Here is a 26,512-nt window from a genome sequence, read left to right on the forward strand (position 1 = left end):
GAAGGTGACCTTATGAAGTGGGACTGGATACTTTTTGATGCCGACGAAACGCTCTTTACCTTTGATGCGTTTGGTGGTTTACAGCGGATGTTTCTTGATTACAGCGTGACTTTTACTGCAGATGATTTCCAGGACTATCAGGCGGTGAATAAACCGTTGTGGGTGGACTATCAGAATGGCGCGATCAGCGCGCTGCAATTGCAGCACCGGCGCTTTCAGGGCTGGGCGGATCGGCTGAATGTGCCGGCGGAAGATCTCAATAATGCGTTCCTGAACGCCATGGCGGAGATCTGCGCGCCTTTACCCGGCGCGGTAGCACTGCTGAATGCCCTGAAAGGGAAAGTGCGGCTGGGGATCATCACCAATGGTTTTACCGCGCTTCAGCAAATCCGCCTGATGCGTACCGGGCTGCGCGACTATTTCGATTTGCTGGTGATTTCCGAGCAGGTTGGAGTGGCGAAGCCGGACCGGCGTATTTTCGATTATGCCCTGCAACAGGCGGGCAACCCCGACCGCCAGCGGGTGCTGATGGTGGGGGATACGGCAGAATCGGATATCCTCGGCGGCAATAATGCCGGCCTGGCGACCTGCTGGTTGAATGCTCATCAGCGTCCGCTGCCGCAGGGCGTCGAGCCGGACTGGACCGTCGCTTCATTAAGCGAACTGGAACAACTGCTGCTCCCGGCCCGTTAACGCTTTCAGGCGCCCGACGCGGCGCCTGGAATAAACATTGATTGCCTGCCCCCGGTGGATGAGTAAAATAGCCGCATTTTTGGTATTTCACACCGTGCGGCCTGTACCGCGCGCTTACACAGAAGACTGAATGATGACACTGTCTCCTTATTTACAAGAGGTGGCGAAGCGTCGCACCTTTGCCATTATCTCGCACCCGGACGCCGGTAAAACCACCATCACCGAAAAGGTGTTACTGTTCGGACAGGCTATTCAGACCGCCGGGACCGTCAAGGGCCGCGGTTCCAGCCAGCATGCCAAATCGGACTGGATGGAGATGGAAAAACAGCGCGGTATCTCTATCACCACTTCGGTGATGCAGTTTCCGTATCACGACTGCCTGGTCAATCTGCTTGATACCCCAGGGCACGAGGACTTCTCGGAAGATACCTACCGTACGCTGACAGCGGTGGACTGCTGCCTGATGGTTATCGACGCCGCAAAAGGGGTCGAGGATCGTACCCGCAAGTTGATGGAAGTCACGCGCCTGCGCGATACGCCGATCCTGACGTTTATGAACAAGCTTGACCGTGATATCCGCGATCCGATGGAACTGCTGGATGAGGTGGAGAACGAGCTGAAAATCGCCTGTGCCCCTATTACCTGGCCGATTGGCTGCGGCAAGCTGTTCAAAGGGGTGTACCACCTCTATAAAGACGAAACCTATCTGTATCAGAGCGGTCAGGGTCATACCATCCAGGAAGTGCGTATCGTTAAAGGGCTGGATAACCCGGATCTGGACGCCGCCGTGGGCGAGGACCTGGCACAGCAGCTGCGCGATGAGCTGGAACTGGTACAGGGGGCGTCCCACGAATTTGATGAAGAACTGTTTCTGAGCGGCGAAATCACCCCGGTGTTCTTCGGCACCGCGCTGGGCAACTTTGGCGTGGATCATATGCTCGACGGCCTGGTGGAGTGGGCGCCGGCGCCGATGCCGCGCAAAACCGATGTGCGCGAAGTTGAGGCCAGCGAAGAGAAATTCTCCGGCTTCGTGTTCAAGATCCAGGCCAACATGGATCCAAAGCACCGCGATCGGGTGGCCTTTATGCGCGTGGTGTCCGGTAAATATGAAAAAGGGATGAAACTGCGCCAGGTACGTATCGGTAAAGATGTGGTGATTTCCGATGCGCTGACCTTTATGGCCGGTGACCGTTCTCATGTCGAAGAAGCTTACCCGGGCGATATCATCGGGCTGCATAACCACGGCACCATTCAGATCGGCGATACTTTTACTCAGGGTGAAATGATGAAATTCACCGGTATCCCCAACTTCGCGCCGGAACTGTTCCGCCGGATCCGCCTGAAGGATCCGCTTAAGCAGAAGCAATTGCTGAAGGGGCTGGTACAACTGTCCGAAGAGGGCGCAGTACAGGTATTTCGCCCCATCGCCAATAACGATCTGATTGTCGGCGCAGTAGGGGTACTGCAGTTTGACGTGGTGGTGGCACGTCTGAAGAGCGAGTACAACGTTGAAGCTATCTACGAGTCGGTGAACGTGGCCACGGCCCGTTGGGTGGAGAGCGGAGACGTGAAGAAATTCGAAGAGTTCAAGCGTAAGAACGAAATTCAACTGGCGCTGGACGGCGGCGATAACCTGACCTACATCGCCCCGACGATGGTGAACCTGAATCTGACTCAGGAACGCTATCCGGACGTTACCTTCCGTAAAACCCGCGAACATTAATCCCTCCGGGCGCTGCGGCGCCCGTCTTTCCTGCTGTCTGCGACGTCATAATCTGCAGAATGTTCTTAAATGCTGACGTTTTTTGCGTTGTTTGTCGATTTTTTCTGCAACTTACCCGCTGTGTTGCAAATTGTGGACTATATTTAACAAAGTCATAACCGCGAGGGCGGTTGAAAACACCAGTGCTGATATATTCTCTGGATTTTCCTCCGATACACGACGGTTACAGCGATATTTAATATTGCGGGAGTCAGAGGCGAATTCGCCTTATATGAGGTATGAGCGCACTGGCTCTGACGTTTTGATGGTTGTCCTGATTGACGCCATCGTTTTGCAAGCGCTGCCGTGAGTAGCGGACCGCTCAAATTCTGAGCAAACCACAGGAATGAATCGATGAATACGACTAAGATTTCAAAAACTCTGCTGGCTGTTGTGTTGGGCTCTGTTATGGCTGGAGGGACAGCTTTCGCAGAAGAATCCGTCATGGATAAAGCACAATCCTCGGCAACCAGCGCAGGGGAGAAAATCGATAGCTCTGTGAATAAAGTCGGTAATTTCATGGATGACAGCGCCATCACCGCTAAAGTAAAAGCGGCGCTGGTGGATGATAAAGACATTAAGAGCACCGATATTTCCGTGAAGACCGATAATAAGGTAGTGACCCTGAGCGGCTTTGTGGAAAGTCAGGCGCAGGCTGAAAAGGCCGTTACGGTCGCCAAAGGGGTGGAAGGCGTGACTTCCGTTAGCGATAAATTGCACGTCAAAGACGGTAAATCGCAATCCCTGAGCGGTTATGCCGGTGACGCCGCCACCACCAGCGAGATTAAAGCCAAACTGCTGGCAGACGATATTGTGCCATCGCGTAAAGTGAAAGTAGAAACCACCGATGGCGTGGTACAGCTTTCCGGCGATGTTGAATCGCAGGCGCAGTCCGATCGGGCGGAGAGTATCGCCAAAGCCGTTGACGGCGTAAAAAGTGTGAAAAACGATCTGAAAGTTAATCCGTAATTCTGCAACCCTCCCTTCCCCGGCGAATGCCGGGGGAGACGTAAAGTACGACCAACCAAAAAATATTGTTAATCACGGCAGTCGGCTTTAGCCGGCGATGTGAGATCTATTCACTATGGTAAAGGAGCGTCTTATGTTTCGATGGGGCATTATCTTTCTGGTTATTGCGTTGATTGCTGCTGCGCTGGGCTTTGGCGGGCTGGCCGGGACTGCGGCCTGGGCTGCGAAAGTGGTCTTCGTGGTGGGGATTATCCTGTTCCTGATCAGTCTGTTTACCGGGAGACGCCGTCCATAGCGAAATCGGTTAATATATCATTTCTGGTATAAGCCAGCCCTGTCGGGCTGGCTTTTGCCGTCTTCAGCCAGACGAATAGCGCACGCCTCGCCGTTGTTTCCCGCACCGGCGGCAGCAGATAATAATTAAACCTTCATCTATCAGGATACATTTTGTGGGTCAGAGAATTCCCGTCACGCTCGGCAATATCGCGCCGCTGGCATTAAAACCCTTTCATCCCGGACATGTGGCGCTGGTGTGTGAGGGGGGCGGGCAACGGGGGATTTTTACCGCTGGCGTGCTGGATGAGTTTATGCGCGCCGGCTTCGATCCTTTCGATAGTTACTTTGGTACCTCCGCCGGCGCGCAGAATTTATCGGCGTTTGTCTGCCATCAACCGGGCTATGCCTGGAAAGTTATCTCCCGCTTTACCACGACCCGCGACTTTTTCGATCCGCTGCGTTTTGTGCGCGGCGGCAACCTTATTGATCTTGACTGGCTGGTGGAGTCCACCGCCCGCCAGATGCCGCTGGCAATGGATGTCGCCGCCCGACGCTTTGATAGCGGTAAGACGTTCTACATGTGCGCCTGCCGCAGCGATGACTACACGGCAAACTATTTCCTGCCGGAAAAACAGTCGTGGCTGGATATTATTCGCGCCTCCAGCGCGATTCCGGGGTTTTACCGCAGTGGGGTGGATCTTGACGGCGTGAGTTATCAGGATGGCGGTATCAGCGACGCGGTGCCGGTTCAGGAGGCAGCCCGACGCGGGGCCAGCACGCTGGTGGTGATCCGTACGGTGCCATCGCAAATGTATTACACTCCTCAGTGGTTCCGGCGTATGGAGCGCTGGCTGGGCGAAAGCAGTCTGCAGCCGCTGATCAATCTGGTCCAGCATCATGAGGCCAGCTATAGCGCGATGCAGCACTTTATTGAAAAACCGCCGGGAAAACTGCGTATCTTTGAAATTTACCCGCCGAAGCCGCTGCGTAGTATGGCGCTGGGCAGCGGACCGGGCGCGCTGCGCGCCGATTATAAAACCGGGCGCTTATGCGGCCGTTATTTCCTGGCGACCGTGGGGAAATTGCTGGCCAGCCAGCCGCCGCTACTGCGCTACGGGGCGCGGCGCCGGGCTGTGCCGGTGAGCGGCGGAGCTGCTGTCGCCGCCAATGATACTGTGACGCTGAACGCAGCGCCGCAGGCAGAGGCCAATGACGTGACGTTTAATCATGAGGATCGCGCGTGAAGGGCCGTTTTATTGATACCCACTGCCATTTTGATTTTCCACCGTTTAGCGGCGATGAGACCGCCAGCATTGCCAGCGCCAGCGCGGCGGGCGTCTCGCGGATCATTGTGCCGGCAGTTACGGCGGCGCGTTTTGCCGGTGTGGTGGCGCTGGCGGAGAACTACCCGCAGTTGTATGCCGCGCTGGGATTACATCCAGTGTATGTTGAGCAGCATCACGATGACGCGCTGGCGCAGCTTGAGCGTTACCTGGAACAGCGCTGGCATAAGCTGGTGGCTATCGGGGAGACAGGTCTGGACCTGTGGCGCGACGATCCGCAACTGGCGCGCCAGGAAGCGCTGCTCGAAGCCCAGTTTCACCTGGCAAAGCGCTTCCGGCTGCCGGTGATTCTCCATTCGCGTCGTACCCACGATAAACTGGCGATGCATTTGCGGCGCCATGCCCTGCCTGCGACCGGTGTGGTTCATGGGTTTTCCGGCAGTTACGAGCAGGCGAAACGGTTTGTCGATCTCGGCTATCGGATTGGCGTTGGCGGGACAATCACCTATCCCCGGGCCCGAAAAACTCGTGAAGTGATAGCACGTCTGCCTCTGGATGCGTTGTTGCTGGAAACCGATGCGCCGGATATGCCGGTTAATGGCCGCCAGGGGCAGCCCAACCGTCCGGAGCGGGTGGCGGAGGTGTTCAATGTATTATGCGAACTGCGCGCAGAACCTGGCAGTACTATCGAAGAAGTAATAAAGCGCAATACTATCAGATTGTTTAATGTGACTTAACTAACAATTAAATGTGATGATGGTCACTCTTTGGAGGAGAGGTAGACATTATTTACTGAAAGTTTGTGATGTTTATTACATTAGAAACGGTTCCTGTGGCTATAATCAGCCGCATTGCTCCGCAACCTGAGCGGGTAATTTCGGCTAAATACACAGGGAAACTGTATGCAAATCCTTATGGGTCTTATCGGCATGGTGGTACTCATGCTGATCGCCATTCTGCTTTCCAGCAATCGCAAAGCAATTAATATCCGTACCGTCGTGGGGGCCTGGTTAATTCAGGTCGGCATTGGCGCGCTGATCCTCTACGTTCCCGCGGGGCGCAGGGTTCTGTTAGCGATGTCCGATGGCGTGGCAAAAGTTATCGCCTATGGTAATGAAGGCATTGGCTTTCTGTTTGGCGGCCTGGTGTCGGACAAGATGTTTGAAGTTTTTGGCGGCGGCGGATTTGTCTTTGCGCTGCGCGTCCTGCCGGTCATTGTCTTTTTCTCCTCGCTGATTGCGGTGCTCTATTATCTGGGCATTATGCAGATAGTGATCCGTATTCTGGGCGGCGGCCTGCGCGCAGTGCTGAAAACTTCGCGGACTGAATCACTGTCCGCCACGGCGAATATTTTCGTCGGCCAGACCGAGGCGCCGCTGGTGGTGCGTCCTTATATCAGCACCATGACTCGCTCTGAACTGTTCGCGGTGATGTGCGGCGGGCTGGCATCGGTGGCCGGCTCCGTGCTGGCGGGCTATGCCCAGATGGGGGTACCGCTGGAATACCTGATCGCCGCTTCCTTTATGGCGGCGCCGGGCGGACTGCTGTTTGCCAAAATCATCGTACCGGAAACCGAAAAGCCCCACGATTCCCCGGATATGCAACGGGTGGAGAATAACGCTGATAAGCCATCCAACGTACTGGATGCCGCAGCGTCCGGCGCGGCATCAGGGATGCAACTGGCGCTGAATGTCGGCGCGATGCTGCTGGCGTTTGTCGCTCTGATCGCATTGATTAACGGTATTTTGTCCGGGATTGGCGGCTGGTTTGATTACCCGCAGCTTTCCCTGCAATTGCTGCTCGGCTGGGTATTTTCTCCGCTGGCCTGGCTTATCGGCGTACCGTGGAATGAGGCGACCGTGGCGGGTTCGTTTATCGGCCAGAAGTTGATCATCAACGAATTCGTCGCCTACCTGAATTTTGGTGAGTATCTGAAAGACGATGCGGCGGTGAGCGCTGCGGGGCTGCAGGTGCTTTCCGGCCATACCAAAGCGATCATTTCGTTTGCGCTGTGCGGCTTTGCCAATCTTTCCTCCATCGCCATTCTGATCGGTGGGCTGGGGAGCATGGCGCCAAACCGTCGTCATGAAGTGGCGCAGTTGGGTCTTAAGGCGGTGGCGGCCGGGACGCTCTCTAACCTGATGAGCGCGACGATCGCCGGCGTCTTCCTGGCGCTGTAATTTCGCGCAATGTTATTATCGTAACATTTTTTTCCCCCCGGAGTGCGCAACCGCGCACTCCGTTGCTCTGAACTGCACATTTTCCTGTCCGTCTCCCCGCTGCTTCGCCTATAATAGCGATATGTTTGCAGCCGTTGCTTCTGTTTTGTGAGTAAAGACACATATCGCGGATATCAATGGATGTTAGAATTTTAACATTGTCAGCGCGCCTGGCGATTCAAAGATGCGTCTGGCGGGGAAGATAATCTGTCCTGCCTGCGGCACTGAGCGGAGCGCGTAATTTTTTAGCGGAGAAAACCATGACTGATTTAACCACCAGCAGCCTGCGGGCCCTGAAACTGATGGATCTCACCACCCTGAACGATGACGATACCAATGAGAAAGTCATCGCACTCTGCCGCCAGGCCAAAACGCCGGTGGGTAATACGGCGGCGATCTGTATCTATCCGCGCTTTATCCCGGTCGCCCGTAAAACGCTACAGGCTCAGGGAACGCCGGATATCCGTATTGCGACAGTGACCAACTTCCCGCACGGCAATGACGATATTGACATCGCGCTGGCGGAAACCCGGGCGGCGATTGCCTACGGCGCTGATGAAGTCGATGTGGTATTCCCGTATCGCGCTCTGATGGCCGGCAATGAGCAGGTGGGCTTTGATCTGGTCAAAGCCTGTAAAGACGCCTGCGCGGCGGCGAATGTGTTGCTGAAAGTGATCATTGAAACCGGCGAACTGAAAGAAGAAGCGCTGATCCGTAAGGCGTCGGAAATCGCTATCCGCGCTGGCGCGGACTTTATCAAAACCTCTACCGGTAAAGTGCCGGTTAACGCCACGCCGGAAAGCGCGCGCATCATGATGGAAGTGATTCGCGATATGGGGGTGGCGAAGCGTGTTGGTTTTAAACCTGCCGGCGGCGTGCGCAGCGCGGAAGACGCGGCGCAATATCTGGCCATTGCCGATGAATTGCTTGGCGCCGACTGGGCCGACGCCCGTCATTATCGTTTCGGCGCTTCCAGCCTGCTGGCCAGCCTGCTGAAGGCCCTGGGTCACGGCGACGGTAAAAGTGTGAGCAGCTATTGATGAGCCGGCGGCGAACTGGCGCCGCCTGTTCCCCTGTAGAGCCAGGAGGGTATTGTGTTTCTCGCTCAAGAAATCATTCGTAAAAAACGCGATGGGTTGACGTTAAGCGACGATGAACTGCGCTTTTTTGTTAACGGCATTCGCGATAACACCGTTTCCGAAGGGCAGATCGCCGCGCTGGCGATGAGCATCTTTTTTCGCGATATGACGATGCCGGAGCGCGTTTCTCTGACCATGGCGATGCGCGACTCCGGTACGGTTCTGGACTGGAAGTCGCTGCACCTTAACGGTCCGCTGGTGGACAAGCACTCAACCGGCGGCGTCGGGGATGTCACATCGCTGATGCTCGGGCCGATGGTGGCCGCCTGCGGCGGTTATGTGCCGATGATCTCCGGGCGCGGCCTGGGCCATACCGGCGGCACGCTGGATAAACTCGAAGCGATTCCCGGTTTTGACATCTTCCCGGACGACGCGCGCTTCCGGCAGATTATCCGCGACGTTGGCGTCGCGATTATCGGCCAGACCAGTTCGCTGGCGCCGGCGGATAAACGTTTTTACGCCACGCGTGATATTACCGCGACCGTGGACTCTATCCCGCTGATTACCGCCTCTATTCTGGCCAAAAAACTGGCTGAAGGGCTGGATGCGCTGGTGATGGATGTCAAGGTCGGCAGCGGGGCGTTTATGCCGACTTACGCACTGTCTGAACAACTGGCGGAGGCGATTGTCGGGGTAGCCAACGGCGCCGGAGTTCGCACCACGGCGCTGCTGACCGATATGAATCAGGTACTGGCATCCAGCGCCGGCAACGCCGTGGAAGTGCGCGAGGCGGTACAGTTCCTGACCGGGGAGTACCGCAATCCGCGGTTACTGGAAGTTACGCTGGCGCTGTGCGCCGATATGCTGGTTTCCGGCAATCTGGCGGCGGATGAGACGCAGGCGCGCATGAAACTGCAGGCGGCGCTGGACAGCGGTAAAGCGGCGGAAACCTTCGGGCGTATGGTGGCGGCGCAGAAAGGACCCGCCGATTTCGTCGAGCGCTACGCGCACTATTTGCCCGTCGCGCCGTTCAGCAAAGCGGTATATGCCGACCGCGCCGGTTTTGTGGCGCAAATGGATACCCGGGCGCTGGGGATGGCTATCGTGGCCATGGGCGGCGGCCGTCGTCAGGCATCGGACACCATTGATTACAGCGTCGGGTTTAGCGACATGGCGCGCCTCGGCGAGTCGGTGGACGGCCAGCGTCCGCTGGCGGTGATCCACGCGCAGGACGAAGCCAGATGGCAGGCAGCGGCCAGTGCACTGAAAGCGTCAATTGATATTGACGATGCCGCGCCAGACGAGACGCCAGTTGTCTATCGTAGAATTAGCGGATAAGTGATATTCTGTTCTGATCGCTTTTTTTTAACGCTCAGGTAGCGTTATCCCTTCGGTTCGCCGCGCTGGCGGCCGGATTGAGGGGTAAATCAGCGCAATAACGTGCGGAGAAACTATGAAACGTGCATTTATTATGGTGCTGGACTCATTTGGTATCGGGGCGACCGAAGACGCGGCGCGCTTTGGCGACGCCGGGTCTGATACGCTGGGGCATATTGCCGATGCCTGCGCCAAAGGGGAAGCCGATCGCGGGCGCCACGGGCCCTTACACCTTCCGAACCTTACCCGTCTGGGGCTGGCGAAAGCGCATGAAGGCTCCACCGGGTTTATTCCCGCCGGCATGGACGGCAATGCTGAGGTAGCCGGCGCTTACGCCTGGGCGCATGAGCTTTCGTCCGGTAAAGATACGCCGTCAGGCCACTGGGAAATCGCCGGCGTACCGGTACTGTTTGACTGGGGTTATTTTACCGATCAGGAAAACAGCTTCCCGCAGGCGCTGCTGGATAAACTGGTGGAACGAGCCAACCTGCCGGGTTACCTCGGTAACTGCCACTCTTCCGGTACTGTCATTCTCGATAAGCTTGGCGAAGAGCATATGAAAACCGGCAAGCCGATTTTCTATACCTCGGCGGACTCGGTGTTCCAGATTGCCTGTCATGAAGAGACTTTTGGCCTTGACCGGCTTTACGCGCTGTGTGAAATCGCCCGTGAAGAGCTGACGGAAGGGGGCTATAACATTGGCCGCGTCATTGCCCGACCCTTTATCGGCGATAAAGCCGGTAGCTTCGAGCGCACCGGTAACCGCCATGACCTGGCCGTGGAGCCGCCGTCGCCGACCATCCTCAAAAAACTGGTGGATGAAAAGGGCGGCCAGGTGGTATCGGTAGGGAAAATCGCCGATATCTACGCCAATGTGGGCATCACCAAAAAAGTGAAGGCCACTGGTCTGGACGCGCTGTTCGACGCCACCATTACCGAGATGAAAGCCGCAGGCGACGACACTATCGTATTCACCAATTTTGTCGATTTCGACTCTTCCTGGGGCCACCGCCGCGATGTGGCGGGCTACGCCGCAGGTCTGGAGTTGTTTGACCGCCGTTTGCCGGAATTGATGGCGCTGGTGGGGGAAGACGATCTGTTGATCCTGACCGCCGACCACGGCTGCGATCCGACCTGGCAGGGCACCGATCATACCCGCGAGCACATCCCGGTGCTGATCTATGGTCCGAAGGTCAAACCCGGCTCGCTGGGGCATCGTGAAACCTTTGCCGATATAGGCCAGACGCTGGCGAAATATTTCGGCGTTTCCGACATGGAATACGGCAAGAACATGCTGTGATCGCACGGGCGCCGGGCGCGCCCGTCACAATACCAGACAATTAAGGAACAGACAGAATGGCAACGCCACACATTAACGCAGAAATGGGCGATTTCGCTGACGTTGTACTGATGCCGGGCGATCCGCTGCGCGCTAAGCACATTGCGGAAACCTTCCTGGAGGATGTCCGCCAGGTCAATGACGTGCGCGGTATGCTGGGTTTCACCGGCACTTATAAGGGGCGTAAGATTTCCGTAATGGGTCACGGAATGGGGATCCCTTCCTGCTCTATCTATACCAAAGAGTTGATCACCGAATTTGGCGTGAAGAAGATAATCCGCGTGGGCTCCTGCGGGGCGGTGCGTGCGGACGTCAAATTGCGCGATGTGGTGATCGGCATGGGAGCCTGTACCGACTCTAAAGTCAACCGTCTGCGCTTTAAGGATCATGATTTTGCCGCCATTGCCGATTTCGATATGGTGCGCGACGCGGTAGATGCCGCGAAAGCGCTGGGAGTTGATGCCCGGGTCGGCAATCTGTTCTCCGCCGACCTGTTTTACACGCCGGATCCGCAAATGTTCGATGTGATGGATAAGTACGGTATTCTGGGTGTGGAGATGGAAGCGGCGGGTATCTACGGCGTGGCGGCGGAGTTTGGCGCGAAGGCGCTGACCATCTGTACCGTGTCCGACCATATCCGCACTCACGAGCAGACCACCGCGGCGGAACGCCAGACGACCTTCAATGACATGATCAAGATTGCACTGGAATCCGTCCTGTTGGGCGATCGGGCGTAACCTCTCGCAGAGGGAGAATCAGCCAGTCGGGATTCTCCCTGTACCACCGGGTTCGCAAACGGCATTATCCGGCGCGCTCACCGTTCTGGTGAGCGTTGAAAATCACATTCTCTACAGTAGAGAAAGGCATTGCCCGGGGAGCCGTCGTTGCAGTGAGTTTGGCCGCGCTCGGGGCATTTTCAGGCCTGATGGCACAACGCTTTGGGCCGGTGGCGGCCCGGGGTTTCAGCGTACCGCGCCGGCTATCCAGCCAGCCAGCTCACGCAGCTCGGCCTGCTGTTCCGGAAAACTGTCGATTAATGATTCACACTGTTGCCGCAGCGCCTCAGCCCGGTACGGACAGCCCTGCAGCCGTTCGGCCAGCGCTTCCAGCGGCGCCGGGTTCAGACTGTCGGTAAATACCTGAGCGCGGGTGATCTGGCCCTTTTCGACGTCAAAATGCAGTTCAACGCCTCCCCAGCTAAAGCGCTCATCCACCAGGTGGCTGAAGGCCGGCGCCTGACCGAAGTTCCACTCCCAACTGCTCTGCCGGGCAAAGGTTTCGGCGAAACCGGGTAGATTCGGCGCGGCGTGCGGCGAAATCACTTCCGGCATGACCCGATCGCCGTAGTGGGTGAAGAAGGCTTCGCTAACAGCATCGCAGACCTGCTGATGGGTGATAGTCGGCAGCAGTTCCACCAGGTTGGCCACCCGGGCGCGCACTGAGGTGATGCCTTTTGCCTGGAGCTTTTTAGGATCCGGATTGAGGTAGTTGGCCAGGCGACTGAGATCGGCGTTAAGCAGCAGCGTGCCGTGGTGAAAGCCGCGATCTTTGGTTTCGCGATAGGCAGAGCCGGAGACTTTGCGATCCCCCTGCGGCGTGCTGATCACCAGATCATTGCGCCCGGAAGCCTCAGCGCTAACCCCCAGCGCATTCAGCGCGTTAAGCACGATGGCGGTGGAGATGCTTTTGTTGTACTCCGGTTTACCGGCCATAAACGTGAAACAGGTGTTGCCTGAATCATGGAACACCGCGCCGCCGCCGCTACTGCGACGCGCCAGTTTGACGCCATCCTCTTCCATACGCCGGGTGTTGCACTCTTTCCATGGGTTCTGCGCCCGGCCAATGACCACGGTATCGGTATTGCGCCACAGAAACAGCACCCGCTGGGTGGCGGGCATCTGGCGGAAAATACATTCTTCTACCGCCAGATTGAACCAGGGATCGTAAGAGTCGGAGAGCAGCAGGCGCAGCGTTGACATAACAGGATTCCGTTTCTGAAAAGGGAAGCCAGTTTACCACAGCCTGCCGCCCTCAGGGCGCGGCAGGCTCGCGCTCCAGGGAACAGATGCTCAGCGGCTGCCGGGAGCGCCGCTGTCGGATGCGCTTTCCTCTCCGGCCTTTTCGCTCTCATCTTCCGGCACTGGCGTGCTGGCGGTCAACAGATAGGGGGATTGCTGCCAGCGGGTACGTTTCCCTTGTAGCAGGGTGCGGGTTAGCACAATGCCGACGGCCAGCGCCAGTAGCAGCATCAGGCGCAGAATATTGGTGGTGTTATCGACCTGTTTGGCCTCGGTTGGCAGGGTATGGGTATCGAGCGTAATACGCAGATAGCCCATCGGGCCGTTTTTACCTTCCACTGGCTGGACGATTTGCTGATTGAAATAGCTGCCGGCCTTTTTACCGTCCAGCGCTAGCCGGTCGCGAACGGCGACGCCTTCGCCGCTGCGGCTGATCAGCGCCCCTTCTTCGTTATAGACCGACGCGTCGAGGATCCGGCTGTTATCGGTCAGGCGTGTGAGCAGCGCGGCGATCTGTTTGTCGTCCGGACTGGCGTTTTTCATCAACGGCGCCAGCGAATAGCTGACCTGCTGAGCCAGCGTTCGGGCCAGCTCTTCGAGCTGGACATTGCGGGTTTGCTGATGGTTCTGACTGAACCAGGAAGCCCCCTGCATTAGCGCCACCAGCAGCGCCAGACAGATAAGCACAATGACTGCACGATGGATTCGGAATTTCAGTTTTGTTCGCGGCATAGTTCACCTGCTGAAAATTTGCAGCTTTAATGTTGCCAGAAGCGCTCATGACAGGGTAGCCTCATGCGTTGTTTTGTACCGGCCCGATTAACCTTGTACAGGAGTTGTAATGTCAAACAGTCTGACCTGGTGCGACCTGCCGAGCGATGTTTCCCTCTGGCCCGGGTTGCCGCTCTCATTAAGTGGCGATGAGTTGATGCCGCTGGATTATCGCGCTGGCCGCAGTGGCTGGCTCCTGTACGGACGGGATCTCGACAAACAGCGGCTGGCGGATTATCAGCGTAAGCTGGGGGCGGCAATGGTTATCGTCAGCGCCTGGAGCATTGACGACTATCAGGTGCTGCGCCTGGCGGGATCGCTGACTGCGCGTGCAACCCGGCTGGCCCACGACGCCGGACTGGACGTGGCGCCGATGGGGCGTATTCCCCATTTGCGTACCCCGGGCCTGCTGGTGATGGACATGGACTCGACGGCGATTCAGATCGAGTGTATTGATGAAATCGCGAAGCTGGCCGGTACCGGCGAGATGGTGGCGGAAGTCACTGAGCGCGCCATGCGCGGGGAGCTGGATTTTGCCGCCAGTCTGCGCCAGCGGGTGGCGACCCTGAAAGGGGCGGATGCCAATATTCTGCACCAGGTGCGCGAGGGGCTACCGCTGATGCCTGGCCTGACGTCGCTGGTGCAAAAATTGCAGGCGCTGGACTGGAAAGTAGCTATCGCCTCGGGCGGTTTTACCTTCTTCGCCGAATATCTGCGCGATCAACTGGCGCTGGTGGACGTGGTGGCCAACGAACTGGAAATTGTCGACGGCAAACTGACCGGCCAGGTGATTGGCCCGATCGTCGACGCGCAGTATAAAGCGATGACCCTGCAGCGGCTGGCGCAAGCGCACCAGATCCCGCAGGCGCAGACGGTGGCGATCGGCGATGGCGCTAACGATCTGCCGATGATCGAGTGTGCGGGGCTGGGGATTGCCTACCACGCGAAGCCGAAAGTGAATCAAAAGACTGAAGTGACCATCCGTCATGCGGATCTGATGGGGGTATACTGCATTCTGTCCGGAAGTTTGAATCAGGAATAATCAGGGGGTTGCGGTGGCGAAAGCTCCAAAACGCGCGTTTGTCTGTAATGAGTGCGGCGCCGATTATCCGCGCTGGCAGGGCCAGTGTAGCGCCTGTCATGCCTGGAACAGCATCACGGAAGTGCGTATCGCCGCTTCCCCCACCGTGGCGCGTAACGAACGCCTCAGCGGCTATGCCGGCAGCGCCGGCGTCAGCAAAGTGCAGAAGCTTTCCGAAATCAGCCTTGAGGAACTGCCGCGCTTTTCGACCGGGTTTAAAGAGTTCGATCGGGTGCTGGGCGGTGGTGTGGTGCCGGGCAGCGCGATTCTGATCGGCGGTAACCCCGGCGCCGGGAAATCAACTCTGCTGTTACAAACCCTGTGCCGGCTGGCGGAGCAAATGAAGACGCTGTACGTCACCGGAGAAGAGTCTTTGCAGCAGGTAGCGATGCGCGCCCACCGCCTGGGGTTGCCGACCGGCAATCTCAATATGCTGTCGGAAACCAGCATCGAACAAATCTGCCTGATCGCCGAGGAAGAGCAGCCAAAACTGATGGTGATCGACTCTATCCAGGTCATGCATATGGCGGATATTCAGTCCTCCCCGGGCAGCGTGGCGCAGGTGCGTGAAACGGCGGCTTACCTGACGCGTTTTGCCAAAACCCGCGGAGTGGCCATTATTATGGTAGGGCACGTCACTAAAGACGGCTCGCTGGCCGGGCCGAAGGTCCTGGAGCACTGCATTGACTGTTCGGTGCTGCTCGACGGCGACGCCGATTCCCGCTTCCGCACCCTGCGCAGCCATAAAAACCGTTTTGGCGCGGTCAATGAGCTGGGGGTGTTCGCCATGACGGAACAGGGGCTGCGTGAAGTCAGCAACCCGTCGGCGATTTTCCTCAGCCGCGGCGACGAGGTGACTTCCGGCAGTTCGGTGATGGTGGTCTGGGAAGGCACCCGTCCGCTGCTGGTGGAAATTCAGGCGCTGGTGGATCAGTCGATGATGGCCAACCCGCGGCGGGTGGCGGTCGGTCTGGAGCAGAACCGGTTGGCTATCTTGCTGGCAGTGCTGCATCGCCACGGCGGTCTGCAGATGGCCGACCAGGATGTGTTCGTCAACGTGGTGGGCGGCGTGAAAGTCACGGAAACCAGCGCCGACCTGGCGCTGTTGCTGGCGATGGTCTCCAGCCTGCGTGACAGGCCGCTGCCGCAGGACCTGGTGGTGTTCGGCGAAGTCGGGCTGGCCGGGGAGATTCGTCCGGTTCCCAGCGGCCAGGAACGTATTTCCGAAGCTGCGAAGCACGGCTTCCGCCGGGCGGTGGTGCCGGCCGCCAATGTGCCGAAGCGGCCCCCGGAAGGCATGCAGGTCTTCGGCGTGAAAAAGCTGTCGGATGCGCTGGCGGTGTTTGACGATCTGTAAATCATCTTTTTATCCGGTCGCTCACGCTGCGGCGGCCGTGAATCCCTTTGATTAGCTGGCGGAATTCCGCCCCATGCAGGAGGCAAAGCATGTCGTCTTTTGAGTACCTGAAAACTGCAATCCGCCACAAAGGCTGCACTCTGCAGCAAGTCGCGGATGCCAGCGGCATGACCAAAGGCTACCTGAGCCAGTTGCTGAACGCCAAGATCAAAAGCCCCAGCGCCCGTAAGCTGGAGGCGTTGCACCGTTTCCTCGGGCTGGAATTTCCGCGCCAGCAGAAAAATATTGGCGTGGTGTTCGGTAAGTTTTATCCGCTGCATACCGGCCATATCTATCTGATTCAGCGCGCCTGTAGCCAGGTGGATGAACTGCATATTGTTATGGGCTATGACGAAAGCCGCGATCGCGCGCTATTTGAGGACAGCGCCATGTCCCAACAGCCGACGATCAGCGATCGTCTGCGCTGGCTGCTGCAGACGTTCAAATACCAGAAAAATATTCGCATTCATGCCTTTAATGAAGAGGGCATGGAGCCGTACCCTCACGGCTGGGACGTGTGGAGTCGCGGGATCAAAGCCTTTATGGAAGAAAAAGGGATCGAACCGAACTGGATCTACACCTCGGAAGAGGCGGACGCTCCGCAGTATCTGGAACATCTGGGCATTGAAACTGTGCTGATCGACCCACAGCGCACCTTTATGAATATCAGCGGTTCGCAAATCCGCGAGAATCCCTTCCGCTACTGGGATTACATCCCAACGGAGGTGAAACCCTTCTTTGTGCGCACGGTGGCGATCCTTGGCGGCGAGTCGAGTGGTAAATCCACGCTGGTGAATAAACTGGCCAATATCTTTAATACTACCAGCGCCTGGGAATATGGCCGGGATTATGTGTTTTCCCATCTGGGCGGCGATGAGATGGCGCTCCAGTATTCCGATTACGACAAAATCGCCCTCGGTCACGCCCAGTACATTGATTTTGCGGTGAAGTACGCCAATAAAGTGGCGTTTATCGATACGGACTTCGTTTCGACCCAGGCCTTCTGTAAGAAGTATGAAGGCCGTGAACATCCCTTTGTTCAGGCGTTGATCGACGAGTACCGTTTCGATTTGGTGATTCTCCTGGAGAATAACACCCCCTGGGTGGCTGATGGGTTACGCAGTCTGGGAAGCGCCGTGGATCGCCGTGAATTCCAGCAGATGCTGATGTCGATGCTGCGGGAAAACAATATTGAGTATGTGCATATTACCGATGCGGATTATGACACCCGCTTTCTGCGCTGCGTCGAACTGGTGAAGCAACTGATGGGCGAACAAAATCCCTCTCTGCCGGGCAGGTAGTTTCGGCTGGCGACGATGCTGTGACGCCACGTTTGCTATGCAGCGTGACCTGAACAGTATCGACGCCATTCCATCTTCCCTGTTGCACCGAAGCTAACCGTTAACTGAAAGGATTTCTGCACTATTTTCTGAAGTTTATTTCATATGACAGCTTTCCTTCAGAACTTCATATTATCAGTGGCGATATCTAATATCTGCTCTGCTTAAACTCCCTGAACGCCTTGTTCATTATCTAATAATTCGGCAAAACGAATATATGACGGCTAAAAATAAGCCAGGAATATTCATAATGAAATGCCTGAATTTCTCTGAAGAGTAACCCGATATTCGTAGTGAATTTTCTTAATATTCCGGGTTTCTGGGGAGTTTTTTTGAAGAAATGAAACTATTTTCATTTTAAATCATTTGTTTTTTTTATATTTTTTTAATTTAAAACTTGCTATGTCATTGAAATTAATTTTTTATTGGATTTTTTTTGTTGAAAATTATTAATTATTTTAATTGGTTTATGATAGCTTACAACGATCAATTAGTGAATTATAATAGCTTTTTTCTATTGTATTTTTATTATTGATCGTTCAAAACGATTATTTTTTATATTTTTTTCTCTGTATAAATTTAAACATAACCGTATTTATTCAAAGTTGGTTTGTAAGTTATTAATAGCCTTTTGGTCACTCTCGCCATATCAATGGTGGTAAAATGAATCTAAATTTTATTTATTTTTCAGGGTTATTCCTGTGTTCGTTATCTGTGCATTCAGCGTTCGCCGCATTATCAGTGGAGCGCTCCCGGGTCATTTTCAATGAAGGGGAAAAATCCGTCGGCTTAACTGTGAAAAATAGTAATTTACAGGATCCCTATCTTGCTCAGGGATGGATGGAAAACGAAAAAGAAGAAAAAATCAGCGGTCCTCTGATGATCTTGCCTCCAGTCCAGCGTGTGGAAGCTGGTGGAAAAACAATGATTAGAATTCAGCAGGTTACAGACATATCCGCCCTGCCCAAAGACAGGGAGAGTGTTTTCTGGCTTAACCTGCGCGAAATCCCGCCCAAATCCGATAGGCCCAATGTTCTGATGCTGGCCATGCAGACCCGGATGAAGGTCTTCTGGCGCCCGAAATCCCTGAAGGTCGATCCGCTGGCTGATACGGTTCCCGGTACCGACACCCTGACGCTTACCCGCCAGGGCGACCGTTATCAGGTGAATAACCCGACAGCCTGGCATTTTTCTTTCGTCGAGATGCGCAGCAGCCTGCACGGCAAGGGGCTGGATAACTTCGAGCCGGTGATGGTCTCCCCGAAAGGGAAGGCAGAACTGCCGCTGCCAGCATCCCGGGCGGGTAACAATCCGGTTCTGGTGTTTATCAATGATTACGGCAGCGCACGGTTGTTGCCGTTTACCTGTACCGGCAACACCTGTAAGGCCGGCAAAGTGGCGTTACCCAGGGAGGGCTGATATGAAGCATCTATTTTTTACCGTGACTTTACTGGCAGGTGCGGTTCTGCTGCCGTCAGGGCAGTTGGTTGCTGCTGAAGGTGATACTACCACTATCAAAGTTACCGGTACCCTGGTAGAGGGGCCACAATGTACGGTTAACACCAACAACGTTGTGAACGTAAATTTCGGTACCAGCCTGGTTACCCGCATGGTGGATGGTGCTAATTACAAAAAGGAAATTATCTACGATCTCACCTGTACCGGACCTACCAGCACAGCCCTGAAGTTGACCATCCGCGGCACCCTGGCCAGCTTTGGCTCCGGGCTGCTCACCACCAGCAAAAGCGGGCTGGGGATTCGCCTGTTCAGTGGTAGTGCCGGTACCACCACCCTGACTCCGGGTAGTTACGTTAATTTCAACGGTACAGCGAATAGGCCCCGGCTGTGGGCGGTACCGGTGGCCCAGAACAGCGCCACCCTGACTGCCGGTTCGTTTACCGGCACCGGCACTATGGTCATTGATTACCAGTGACACGACAGGAGAGAAACACAATGACAAAAAACCTTCTGCATTCCCTGTTACTGACCACCGGCCTCAGTATGGCCGGTAGCGCGCTGGCGGATGCCACAGTGAACTTCAGCGGCATCCTGATAGAAGCCCCCCCCTGCGTGGTAAACGAGGACAAGGTGATTACCGTTAACTTCGGTGATGAAGTGATGACCACCCGCGTTGACGGAACACAGTACAGAAAACCCATCACCTTCGACCTCGACTGTTCGATGGCGGCCTCTTCAAACCAGAAAGTGCGGATATCCGGCACCGTGGCAAGCTTTGACGGCACCGCGCTGGCCGGAGGTAAAACCGGGCTGGGTATTGCCCTGTATAACGGCAACAACCGGCTGAATGTCGGTGACTGGGTGAATTTTACCAATCCGAACGTACCGCAGCTGTACGCAGTGCCCATAAAGCAGAGTGGGGCGACCCTGAGCGGGGGGCCCTTCCGGGTGATGGCCTCGCTGGTGGTGGAATACCAGTAAATGGCACAGACGATAAAAGGGAAAGCGCGATGAACAGCAACAGACAAACATTTGTATGGCTCTATCTGCTGATGTTGTCAGGGATGGCGGCACCGGCAATGGCAGCAGATCCGGAGAACCTGGAATTTCTCGGTACCCTGGTTGAAGCGCCGGCCTGCACGATAAGTGAGGGAGGGCCGGTATATGTGGAATTCGGCGATGTGAGCATCAAAAAGGTGGTGGACGGTAACTACCGGCGGACAGTGCCGCTCACCCTGAAGTGCGAGGACACCAGTCTGACGTGGCAATTGCGTCTGAGCGTGCGCGGTAACGCCGCGGGATTTGATACCGATAATGCCACGGTAGTGACGCCGGAGCAGGCGAGTCTGGGGGTGAAAATTTACCAGAACGGCCAGCCATTTAAGCTGGGCGAGGCGATTAACGTCAACAGTGCAACGTTGCCAGGTATTGAAGCGGTACTGGTACAGCGCGATGGCGTGGATCTGGTGGAAGGGGATTTCAGCGCCACCGCTACCCTGCGGGCGGAATATCAGTAACGCGGCTTTATGCACAGGAGAGTGCAGGTGAAAAAACAATTATTTTTGATGGCGCTGACATCGGCTCTGATGATACCGATTTCAGCTCCTGTTTACAGTGAAACCTACCAGTGGAAAACGATCACTTCGGTAACAGTTGGTATTTCATTGGGAGTGGCTACCCAATGGTATGTCTATGTGGGTGATATTACTGCTGATTCTGGCAGTGTCAGTCTGGATTCCACAGCGGATTTTGTGGGTAGGCCTCAGGGGATGCTGGCTGCCAGGGCGATGACTGGTGGTGGATATTACTGGGGGACTATTGATGTTGCCACAACTTATCCACCACCGGGTCTGCCATATAGTGGAACCTGGCGCCAGGTGCTGGCCGATAGTGTCGGGCATGTCAAAAGCGTAGTGTCAATTCGAAACAATTCTGTAGCGGGTGGCTCTTCTGAAGTCTGTTTTGGTTACATACCTTATAGCGGAACGAATTACAATTTTGAAACTTTTGTTTTTCCGCCCGGTGCTGGTGAGGGAGTAAACTGTATCGTCGCCCCGCCACCAAATGAGTGGTGCGCCATGACTGTCCCTGAGGTAACTCTGAACTTTGGCACTTTGATGCTCGATCAGGCGGTCGGTAAAACGGCTGATACTTCGGTGGGAGTGTCCTGTACGTCATCCTCAATCAGTTATGTGCTGAAACTGCAGACCGGAAATACCTATATCCCGCTCAACAACGGGATGCGTGCTAACCTGGGACTGGGAGATACTAATACAGCACCCGGTAGCACTACTTACTCCGGCTCTCAGTCTGATCTCAAGCTGACGGGCACTCTGGCTGGTACTCCGACATCAAGTGGGGCGTTCAATGGCAGCGGGGTGCTGATGGTAGTGTATCAGTAAGTGAAGTTTGATCTCTGTGGTTGGGAGCAATACTGTGGCGGTGTAGTTTTGCGCCACAACGCACTGCCAGCAAGCGCCCACCCTGTCCAGCGCGATGGCGTGAAAAAAGCACTATTGCTATCGCCATCAGCTCGCTGTCTTACACGGGCTTTCGTTGACACAGCTTTACATAACATCCCTAATCCCCCCTCAATTCCTGCAGAGTCCTGGTGAAAAATCAGCGCCAGGGTTACAGGAAACCCGGTATAAAACATCATCGGAGAATAATATGAATACGCTGAAAAATACCCTGCTCGCCACCGTACTTCTGAGCTGCGCTGCCGGCGCTTTTGCCGCACCGACTAACCATGAAGCCAGACCGCAATCCGGGCCGAAGCCGTGCCACGGAATGATGATGCCGCCGCCTGCGCCGATCTATGCTGTCAGCCAGCAAACCGATGATCCGAAAGCCGCGCTGGATAATGTGGTGAAAAACGTTCCTGAGCTGGAAAAAGGCAAGAAATATGAAATTCGGGTTGTCGTGAAAGAGCTTCCGGCGAAACCGGAAAGAGCGCCGGCGCCAGCACCGGTACAGTGATGACTCGCGAGTCAGGGGGATAAACAAGCCCTGACCGTGGAGAACAGGTAGCCTGAGCGGTTATTTTAGCGCCGCATCAGGCTCTTTAAACGGCAGGAACAGGAGCTTCTGATGACAAGAAAATGGTTAAGTACCTTGCTGGCGTTGTCTGTGGCTCTGCCATCGATTGTGTCAGCAGCGCCCGGGCGCGACCCCGGGCCTGCTCCCGGCCGCGGTCCTGACAGACCGGGTCCGTCGGCGCCAGCGCCGAAACACAACCCCGGCCACCGGATGAGCGTGCTGCCCGATCTGGCTACCGCGCTGGTGGTTGGCGGCCTGACCTATTACCTGGTTAATGGGCTGTATTACCAGAAGCAGGGGGTTGAATACATCCAGGTCGAAACGCCATCAGGCGTATCGTCGGCGCTGAATGTTGTGGACTTTAACGGCAAGCGCTATTACGTGCGCGACGGCCATTATTATCAGCGCGATATCAACGGCAGTTATACCGAGGTACCGCGTCCGGCGGGCCTGTAGCCGGTCTGGCGGCGGCAGAGTGCGAGGCTCTGCCGCCTGTTCCCTTTCCGTCTGTTAAAACACAACCACCACTTTGCCGCGCATATGCCCTTCCAGCACTTTCTGGTGGGCGGCGCTGATGCTTTCCACACTCAGGCCCTGTAGCGTTGCGCTCAGGGTACTGTCGACAATGCCTTTATCCACCAGTTGCGCGACCTGATTGAGGATCTCCCCCTGGCGCGCCATATCCGGCGTCTGGTACATACTGCGGGTGTACATGAATTCCCAGTGTAGCGCGGCGGATTTGGATTTCAGTACTGACTGGTCCAGCGGCTGTTCGTTTTCAACGATGGTGCAGATATGGCCCTGTGGCGCAATAACCTGGCAGACTGCCGGCCAGTGACCGTCGGTGTCGTTGAGGATAAAGATGTAGTCCACCGTATTGATGCCGTGTTTCGCCAGTTCCTCCGCCAGAGAGTGGTAATTGACCACCAGATCGGCGCCGCGATCCCGGCACCATTGCGCAGAATCTTGCCGCGAGGCGGTGGCAATCACTTTAACTTTGCTGTTGTGCTTGGCAAACGGGATCGCCAGTGAGCCGACCCCGCCGGCGCCGCCGATAATTAACAGCGTTTTGTCGGCCCCCGCCTGTTGAATGTTCAGACGCTCAAACAACCCTTCCCAGGCGGTCAGGGCGGTGAGGGGGAGCGCGGCGGCGGCGGCCCAGTCGAGGGTTGCGGGCTTACGGCCGACAATCCGCGCGTCGATCAACTGGTGCGTGGCATTGCTGCCGGGCCGGGTGATATCGCCGGCATAATACACTTCATCACCGGCCTGAAAACCGTTCACCTGAGCGCCGATGGCCCGAACCACTCCGCTGGCGTCCCAGCCGAGAATACGCGGCTGCGTCAGGCCATTTTTCTGTAGCCCTTTATGGACTTTGGTATCAACCGGGTTTATCGACACCGCTTTGACTTCCACCAGCAGGTCGAAGGGGCCCGGCTGCGGCATCGGGAATTCAATGGTGGTAAAAGACGCAGGCTCCTGCGGGTTAACGGCGATGGCTTTAACGGACATAAATTCGTTTCCTCATAATGAGTTTATAACGCTGTACTGTGAAATGTAGTCTATGCACAGTGGAAGCGGCTGATAAGATGGACAATCATTAACTCAGTGTTCGTAAGAGATAAACAATCATGTTCAGGCAGCTTCAGGATATGGCGCTGTTCGCGCTGGTGGCGGAATGCGGCAGTTTTACCGCCGCTGCGGCGAGGGCCGGGTTGCCTAAGTCCAGCGTCAGCCAGCGTATCAGCCATCTCGAAAATCAGCTTGGGCTGCGGTTGCTTAACCGCACCACCCGTAAGTTGAACCTGACCTTTGCCGGCGAGCATTATCTGACCCACTGCCGGGAGATGATGGCCGCCAGCGAGCGGGCCGGGCAGGCCATTCAGCGGCTGCGCGATAACCCCAGTGGCCGGCTGCGCATCACCTGTCCGGCAGGTATTGGCGCCACGCTGCTGGCGCGGATGAACGCGTGTTTTCAGGAACGCTATCCGGAGGTAACGCTGGAAGTGTCGGTGTCTGACGATATTCGCGATCTGGTGGAGGGTGGTTTCGATGTCGCGCTACGTACCGGTAAACCGCAGGATTCATCACTGATTGGCCGCATGATCGGCCACTGTCCGCGCTACCTGCTGGCGGCGCCGGATTATCTGGCGCGTCATCAGCCGATCGGCCATCCGGGACAGTTGGCTACTCACCGCTGTATCGCGCATCGCGCCTGGACGGAGTGGGTGCTGAGCCGGGATGAAGAGTATTACCGCTGCCTGTTGCCCAATACCCATCTGACCGACAATTTACTGTATGCCAGGGAGTGCGCTATCGCCGGTGGCGGAATTACGTTGTTGCCGGCTTTCCTGCTGCAGGACACCGTCGAGCGGGGGCAGTTAACGCCGGTACTGGCACAGTGGCAGGCGCAGGGAAACGATTTGTGGCTGGTGTATCCGAGCCGTAAGCTCAATTCTCCCGCGCTGGCGAGTTACATTGAGTTTGCCGCTGGTTTTCAAGAGATTCGCGATTTCTATCTGCGCTAAAGCGCCCCACCGGCAGGCGGCGGGGCGGCGAGGATTACTTAGTAATACGCTTGTATTTGATACGCTTCGGCTCCAGCGCTTCGGCGCCGAGGGTACGCTTCTTATACTCTTCGTATTCAGTAAAGTTACCTTCGAAGAACTCGACTTTCCCCTCATCCTGGTAGTCCAGAATATGGGTGGCGATACGGTCGAGGAACCAGCGGTCATGGGAGATCACCATCGCGCAGCCCGGGAATTCCAGCAGGGCGTTTTCCAGCGCGCGCAGGGTTTCCACGTCGAGGTCGTTGGTCGGTTCGTCGAGCAGCAGCATGTTGCCGCCGACCTGCAGCAGCTTGGCCAGATGCAGACGACCGCGCTCACCGCCGGATAACTCGCCGACGCGTTTGCCCTGATCGGTACCTTTGAAGTTGAAGCGGCCGACATAGGCGCGGCTCGGGAGCTCGAAGTTGCCGATCTTCATCATGTCCAGCCCGCCGGAGACCTCTTCCCAGACGGTTTTCTTGTTGTCCATTGCATCGCGGAACTGATCCACAGACGCGATCTTCACCGTTTCACCGAGGGTGATAGTTCCTGAATCCGCCTGCTCCTGGCCGCTGATCATACGGAACAGGGTGGATTTGCCGGCGCCGTTCGGCCCGATAATCCCGACGATCGAACCTTTGGGGATCGAGAAAGACAAATTGTCGATCAGCACCCGATCGCCATAGGACTTGGTGAGGTTCTCCACTTCGAGGACTTTGTCGCCGAGGCGCGGTCCGGGCGGAATGAACAGCTCGCTGGTTTCATTACGCTTCTGGTATTCGACGCTGTTGAGTTCTTCAAAGCGTGCCAGACGGGCTTTACCTTTCGACTGACGGCCTTTAGCGCCCTGGCGGACCCACTCCAGCTCTTTCTCAATGGATTTGCGGCGTGCTGCTTCGGCAGAGGCTTCCTGGGCGAGGCGCTGATCTTTCTGCTCCAGCCAGGAGGAGTAGTTGCCTTCCCACGGGATCCCTTCGCCGCGGTCCAGTTCGAGGATCCAGCCGGCCACGTTGTCAAGGAAGTAACGGTCATGGGTGATGGCCACGACGGTGCCTTCAAAGTCGTGCAGGAAGCGTTCCAGCCAGGCGACGGATTCGGCGTCGAGGTGGTTGGTCGGTTCGTCAAGCAGCAGCATGTCCGGTTTTTCCAGCAGCAGACGGCACAGCGCCACACGGCGGCGCTCACCACCGGAAAGATTGCCGATTTTCGCGTCCCAGTCCGGCAGGCGCAGAGCATCGGCAGCGCGCTCGAGCTGAACGTTCAGGTTATGGCCGTCATGGGCCTGGATAATTTCTTCAAGCTTGCCCTGTTCGGCCGCCAGTTTGTCAAAATCGGCATCCGGATCGGCATACAGCGCATATACTTCATCCAGACGTTTCAGGGCGTTAACCACTTCGGCGACCGCTTCTTCTACGGATTCGCGTACTGTGTGTTCGGTATTGAGTTGCGGCTCCTGGGGCAGGTAACCGATTTTAATGCCCGGCTGCGGGCGGGCTTCACCCTCGATGTCTGTATCGATGCCGGCCATAATGCGCAGCAGGGTGGATTTACCAGCGCCGTTAAGGCCCAGTACGCCGATTTTTGCGCCGGGGAAAAAGCTGAGAGAGATATCTTTCAGAATATGTCGTTTCGGCGGGACCACTTTGCCGACACGATGCATGGTATAAACGAATTGAGCCACGTTGCGACTTCGCCTCTTTTATAGTGATTTAACATGATTGTTATACGTTGTGCGAAGTGTAGCCTTTTTCACACCTGAATCCCAGCGACGGGATTGGGCAGTGCCTGCGGGAGCGGTTAGGTAAAAAAATGTTTTTTGCATAGCGCGCCGGGCCTGGCCCCGGTTAGCATGACCTTCTCCCT

Annotated in this window: 26 protein-coding genes; 22 read left to right on the forward strand and 4 right to left on the reverse strand. The window is 56.2% G+C overall.

What is annotated here, in order from left to right:
• Positions 1-12: 12 nt before the first annotated feature.
• The 11 genes from yjjG (at position 13) to deoD (ending at position 11,734) form a co-directional block, all read left to right on the forward strand.
• Positions 13-693 (forward strand): pyrimidine 5'-nucleotidase, encoded by a 681-nt coding sequence (yjjG, locus tag AQ981_RS12830; protein WP_058912134.1) that lies wholly within the window; start codon positions 13-15, stop codon positions 691-693.
• Between the two features lie 133 nt (positions 694-826).
• The gene (gene prfC, locus AQ981_RS12835) at positions 827-2,416 is read left to right on the forward strand and encodes a peptide chain release factor 3 (protein ID WP_058912371.1); all 1,590 of its coding nucleotides are present in this window, start codon (positions 827-829) and stop codon (positions 2,414-2,416) included.
• Between the two features lie 393 nt (positions 2,417-2,809).
• On the forward strand, positions 2,810-3,424 hold the full coding sequence (osmY, locus tag AQ981_RS12840; RefSeq protein ID WP_058912135.1) for a molecular chaperone OsmY: 615 nt from the start codon (positions 2,810-2,812) through the stop codon (positions 3,422-3,424).
• Positions 3,425-3,557: 133 nt separating this feature from the next.
• Positions 3,558-3,719 (forward strand): DUF1328 domain-containing protein, encoded by a 162-nt coding sequence (locus AQ981_RS26115; protein ID WP_071608896.1) that lies wholly within the window; start codon positions 3,558-3,560, stop codon positions 3,717-3,719.
• Between the two features lie 154 nt (positions 3,720-3,873).
• On the forward strand, positions 3,874-4,944 hold the full coding sequence (locus AQ981_RS12845) for a patatin-like phospholipase family protein (protein WP_058912136.1): 1,071 nt from the start codon (positions 3,874-3,876) through the stop codon (positions 4,942-4,944).
• Positions 4,941-5,720 carry a TatD family hydrolase gene (locus AQ981_RS12850; protein WP_058912137.1) on the forward strand — a complete coding sequence of 260 codons (780 nt, stop codon included), beginning with the start codon at positions 4,941-4,943 and terminating at the stop codon, positions 5,718-5,720. The genes AQ981_RS12845 and AQ981_RS12850 overlap by 4 nt, the downstream gene beginning before the upstream one ends.
• 165 nt (positions 5,721-5,885) lie before the next feature.
• Complete coding sequence (locus AQ981_RS12855) at positions 5,886-7,163, forward strand: NupC/NupG family nucleoside CNT transporter (protein WP_058912138.1); 1,278 nt, start codon at positions 5,886-5,888, stop codon at positions 7,161-7,163.
• 299 nt (positions 7,164-7,462) lie between these two features.
• Positions 7,463-8,242 (forward strand): deoxyribose-phosphate aldolase, encoded by a 780-nt coding sequence (gene deoC, locus AQ981_RS12860; RefSeq protein ID WP_058912139.1) that lies wholly within the window; start codon positions 7,463-7,465, stop codon positions 8,240-8,242.
• A 54-nt stretch (positions 8,243-8,296) separates the two neighbouring features.
• Positions 8,297-9,619: a thymidine phosphorylase gene (deoA, locus tag AQ981_RS12865; protein WP_058912140.1), complete on the forward strand. Its 1,323-nt coding sequence runs from the start codon at positions 8,297-8,299 to the stop codon at positions 9,617-9,619.
• A gap of 115 nt (positions 9,620-9,734) precedes the next feature.
• Positions 9,735-10,958 (forward strand): phosphopentomutase, encoded by a 1,224-nt coding sequence (gene deoB, locus AQ981_RS12870; protein ID WP_058912141.1) that lies wholly within the window; start codon positions 9,735-9,737, stop codon positions 10,956-10,958.
• Positions 10,959-11,014: 56 nt separating this feature from the next.
• Positions 11,015-11,734 carry a purine-nucleoside phosphorylase gene (gene deoD, locus AQ981_RS12875; RefSeq protein ID WP_058912142.1) on the forward strand — a complete coding sequence of 240 codons (720 nt, stop codon included), beginning with the start codon at positions 11,015-11,017 and terminating at the stop codon, positions 11,732-11,734.
• A gap of 225 nt (positions 11,735-11,959) precedes the next feature.
• Here the strand turns inward: deoD and lplA are convergent, their stop codons facing one another.
• Together lplA and AQ981_RS12885 are read right to left on the reverse strand one after the other, a co-directional pair.
• Complete coding sequence (gene lplA / locus AQ981_RS12880; protein ID WP_058912143.1) at positions 11,960-12,976, reverse strand: lipoate--protein ligase; 1,017 nt, start codon at positions 12,974-12,976, stop codon at positions 11,960-11,962.
• Positions 12,977-13,066: 90 nt separating this feature from the next.
• On the reverse strand, positions 13,067-13,747 hold the full coding sequence (locus AQ981_RS12885; RefSeq protein WP_058912144.1) for a YtjB family periplasmic protein: 681 nt from the start codon (positions 13,745-13,747) through the stop codon (positions 13,067-13,069).
• Positions 13,748-13,856: 109 nt separating this feature from the next.
• On the opposite strand from AQ981_RS12885, the gene serB reads away from it, so the two are divergent.
• The 10 genes from serB (at position 13,857) to AQ981_RS12935 (ending at position 22,556) form a co-directional block, all read left to right on the forward strand.
• Positions 13,857-14,828, forward strand: a complete 972-nt coding sequence (gene serB, locus AQ981_RS12890) for a phosphoserine phosphatase (RefSeq protein ID WP_058912145.1) — start codon at positions 13,857-13,859, stop codon at positions 14,826-14,828.
• Positions 14,829-14,841: 13 nt separating this feature from the next.
• Positions 14,842-16,224 (forward strand): DNA repair protein RadA, encoded by a 1,383-nt coding sequence (gene radA, locus AQ981_RS12895; protein ID WP_058912146.1) that lies wholly within the window; start codon positions 14,842-14,844, stop codon positions 16,222-16,224.
• An 89-nt stretch (positions 16,225-16,313) separates the two neighbouring features.
• Complete coding sequence (gene nadR / locus AQ981_RS12900) at positions 16,314-17,564, forward strand: multifunctional transcriptional regulator/nicotinamide-nucleotide adenylyltransferase/ribosylnicotinamide kinase NadR (protein WP_058912147.1); 1,251 nt, start codon at positions 16,314-16,316, stop codon at positions 17,562-17,564.
• Positions 17,565-18,266: 702 nt separating this feature from the next.
• Positions 18,267-19,022 carry a fimbrial biogenesis chaperone gene (locus AQ981_RS12905; protein ID WP_058912148.1) on the forward strand — a complete coding sequence of 252 codons (756 nt, stop codon included), beginning with the start codon at positions 18,267-18,269 and terminating at the stop codon, positions 19,020-19,022.
• Position 19,023: 1 nt separating this feature from the next.
• Positions 19,024-19,536 carry a fimbrial protein gene (locus AQ981_RS12910; protein ID WP_058912149.1) on the forward strand — a complete coding sequence of 171 codons (513 nt, stop codon included), beginning with the start codon at positions 19,024-19,026 and terminating at the stop codon, positions 19,534-19,536.
• 20 nt (positions 19,537-19,556) lie between these two features.
• Complete coding sequence (locus tag AQ981_RS12915; protein WP_058912150.1) at positions 19,557-20,042, forward strand: fimbrial protein; 486 nt, start codon at positions 19,557-19,559, stop codon at positions 20,040-20,042.
• Positions 20,043-20,071: 29 nt separating this feature from the next.
• The gene (locus tag AQ981_RS12920; protein ID WP_071608897.1) at positions 20,072-20,578 is read left to right on the forward strand and encodes a fimbrial protein; all 507 of its coding nucleotides are present in this window, start codon (positions 20,072-20,074) and stop codon (positions 20,576-20,578) included.
• A 27-nt stretch (positions 20,579-20,605) separates the two neighbouring features.
• Positions 20,606-21,463 (forward strand): hypothetical protein, encoded by an 858-nt coding sequence (locus tag AQ981_RS12925; protein ID WP_058912151.1) that lies wholly within the window; start codon positions 20,606-20,608, stop codon positions 21,461-21,463.
• 268 nt (positions 21,464-21,731) lie between these two features.
• Positions 21,732-22,040 carry a hypothetical protein gene (locus AQ981_RS12930; protein WP_058912152.1) on the forward strand — a complete coding sequence of 103 codons (309 nt, stop codon included), beginning with the start codon at positions 21,732-21,734 and terminating at the stop codon, positions 22,038-22,040.
• A 111-nt stretch (positions 22,041-22,151) separates the two neighbouring features.
• Entirely contained in the window at positions 22,152-22,556 is a 405-nt protein-coding gene (locus AQ981_RS12935) for a DUF6515 family protein (protein WP_058912153.1), read from the forward strand.
• A 54-nt stretch (positions 22,557-22,610) separates the two neighbouring features.
• Here the strand turns inward: AQ981_RS12935 and AQ981_RS12940 are convergent, their stop codons facing one another.
• Positions 22,611-23,612 (reverse strand): zinc-binding alcohol dehydrogenase family protein, encoded by a 1,002-nt coding sequence (locus tag AQ981_RS12940; RefSeq protein WP_058912154.1) that lies wholly within the window; start codon positions 23,610-23,612, stop codon positions 22,611-22,613.
• Positions 23,613-23,731: 119 nt separating this feature from the next.
• Here AQ981_RS12940 and AQ981_RS12945 point away from each other — a divergent pair, with 119 nt between their 5' ends.
• The gene (locus AQ981_RS12945; RefSeq protein ID WP_058912155.1) at positions 23,732-24,628 is read left to right on the forward strand and encodes a LysR family transcriptional regulator; all 897 of its coding nucleotides are present in this window, start codon (positions 23,732-23,734) and stop codon (positions 24,626-24,628) included.
• Between the two features lie 34 nt (positions 24,629-24,662).
• Here the strand turns inward: AQ981_RS12945 and ettA are convergent, their stop codons facing one another.
• Positions 24,663-26,330, reverse strand: a complete 1,668-nt coding sequence (ettA, locus tag AQ981_RS12950; RefSeq protein WP_058912156.1) for an energy-dependent translational throttle protein EttA — start codon at positions 26,328-26,330, stop codon at positions 24,663-24,665.
• Between the last annotated feature and the right edge of the window lie 182 nt (positions 26,331-26,512).

Origin of the sequence: Entomohabitans teleogrylli, assembly GCF_001484765.1 — a bacterium.
Classification (GTDB): domain Bacteria; phylum Pseudomonadota; class Gammaproteobacteria; order Enterobacterales; family Enterobacteriaceae; genus Entomohabitans; species Entomohabitans teleogrylli.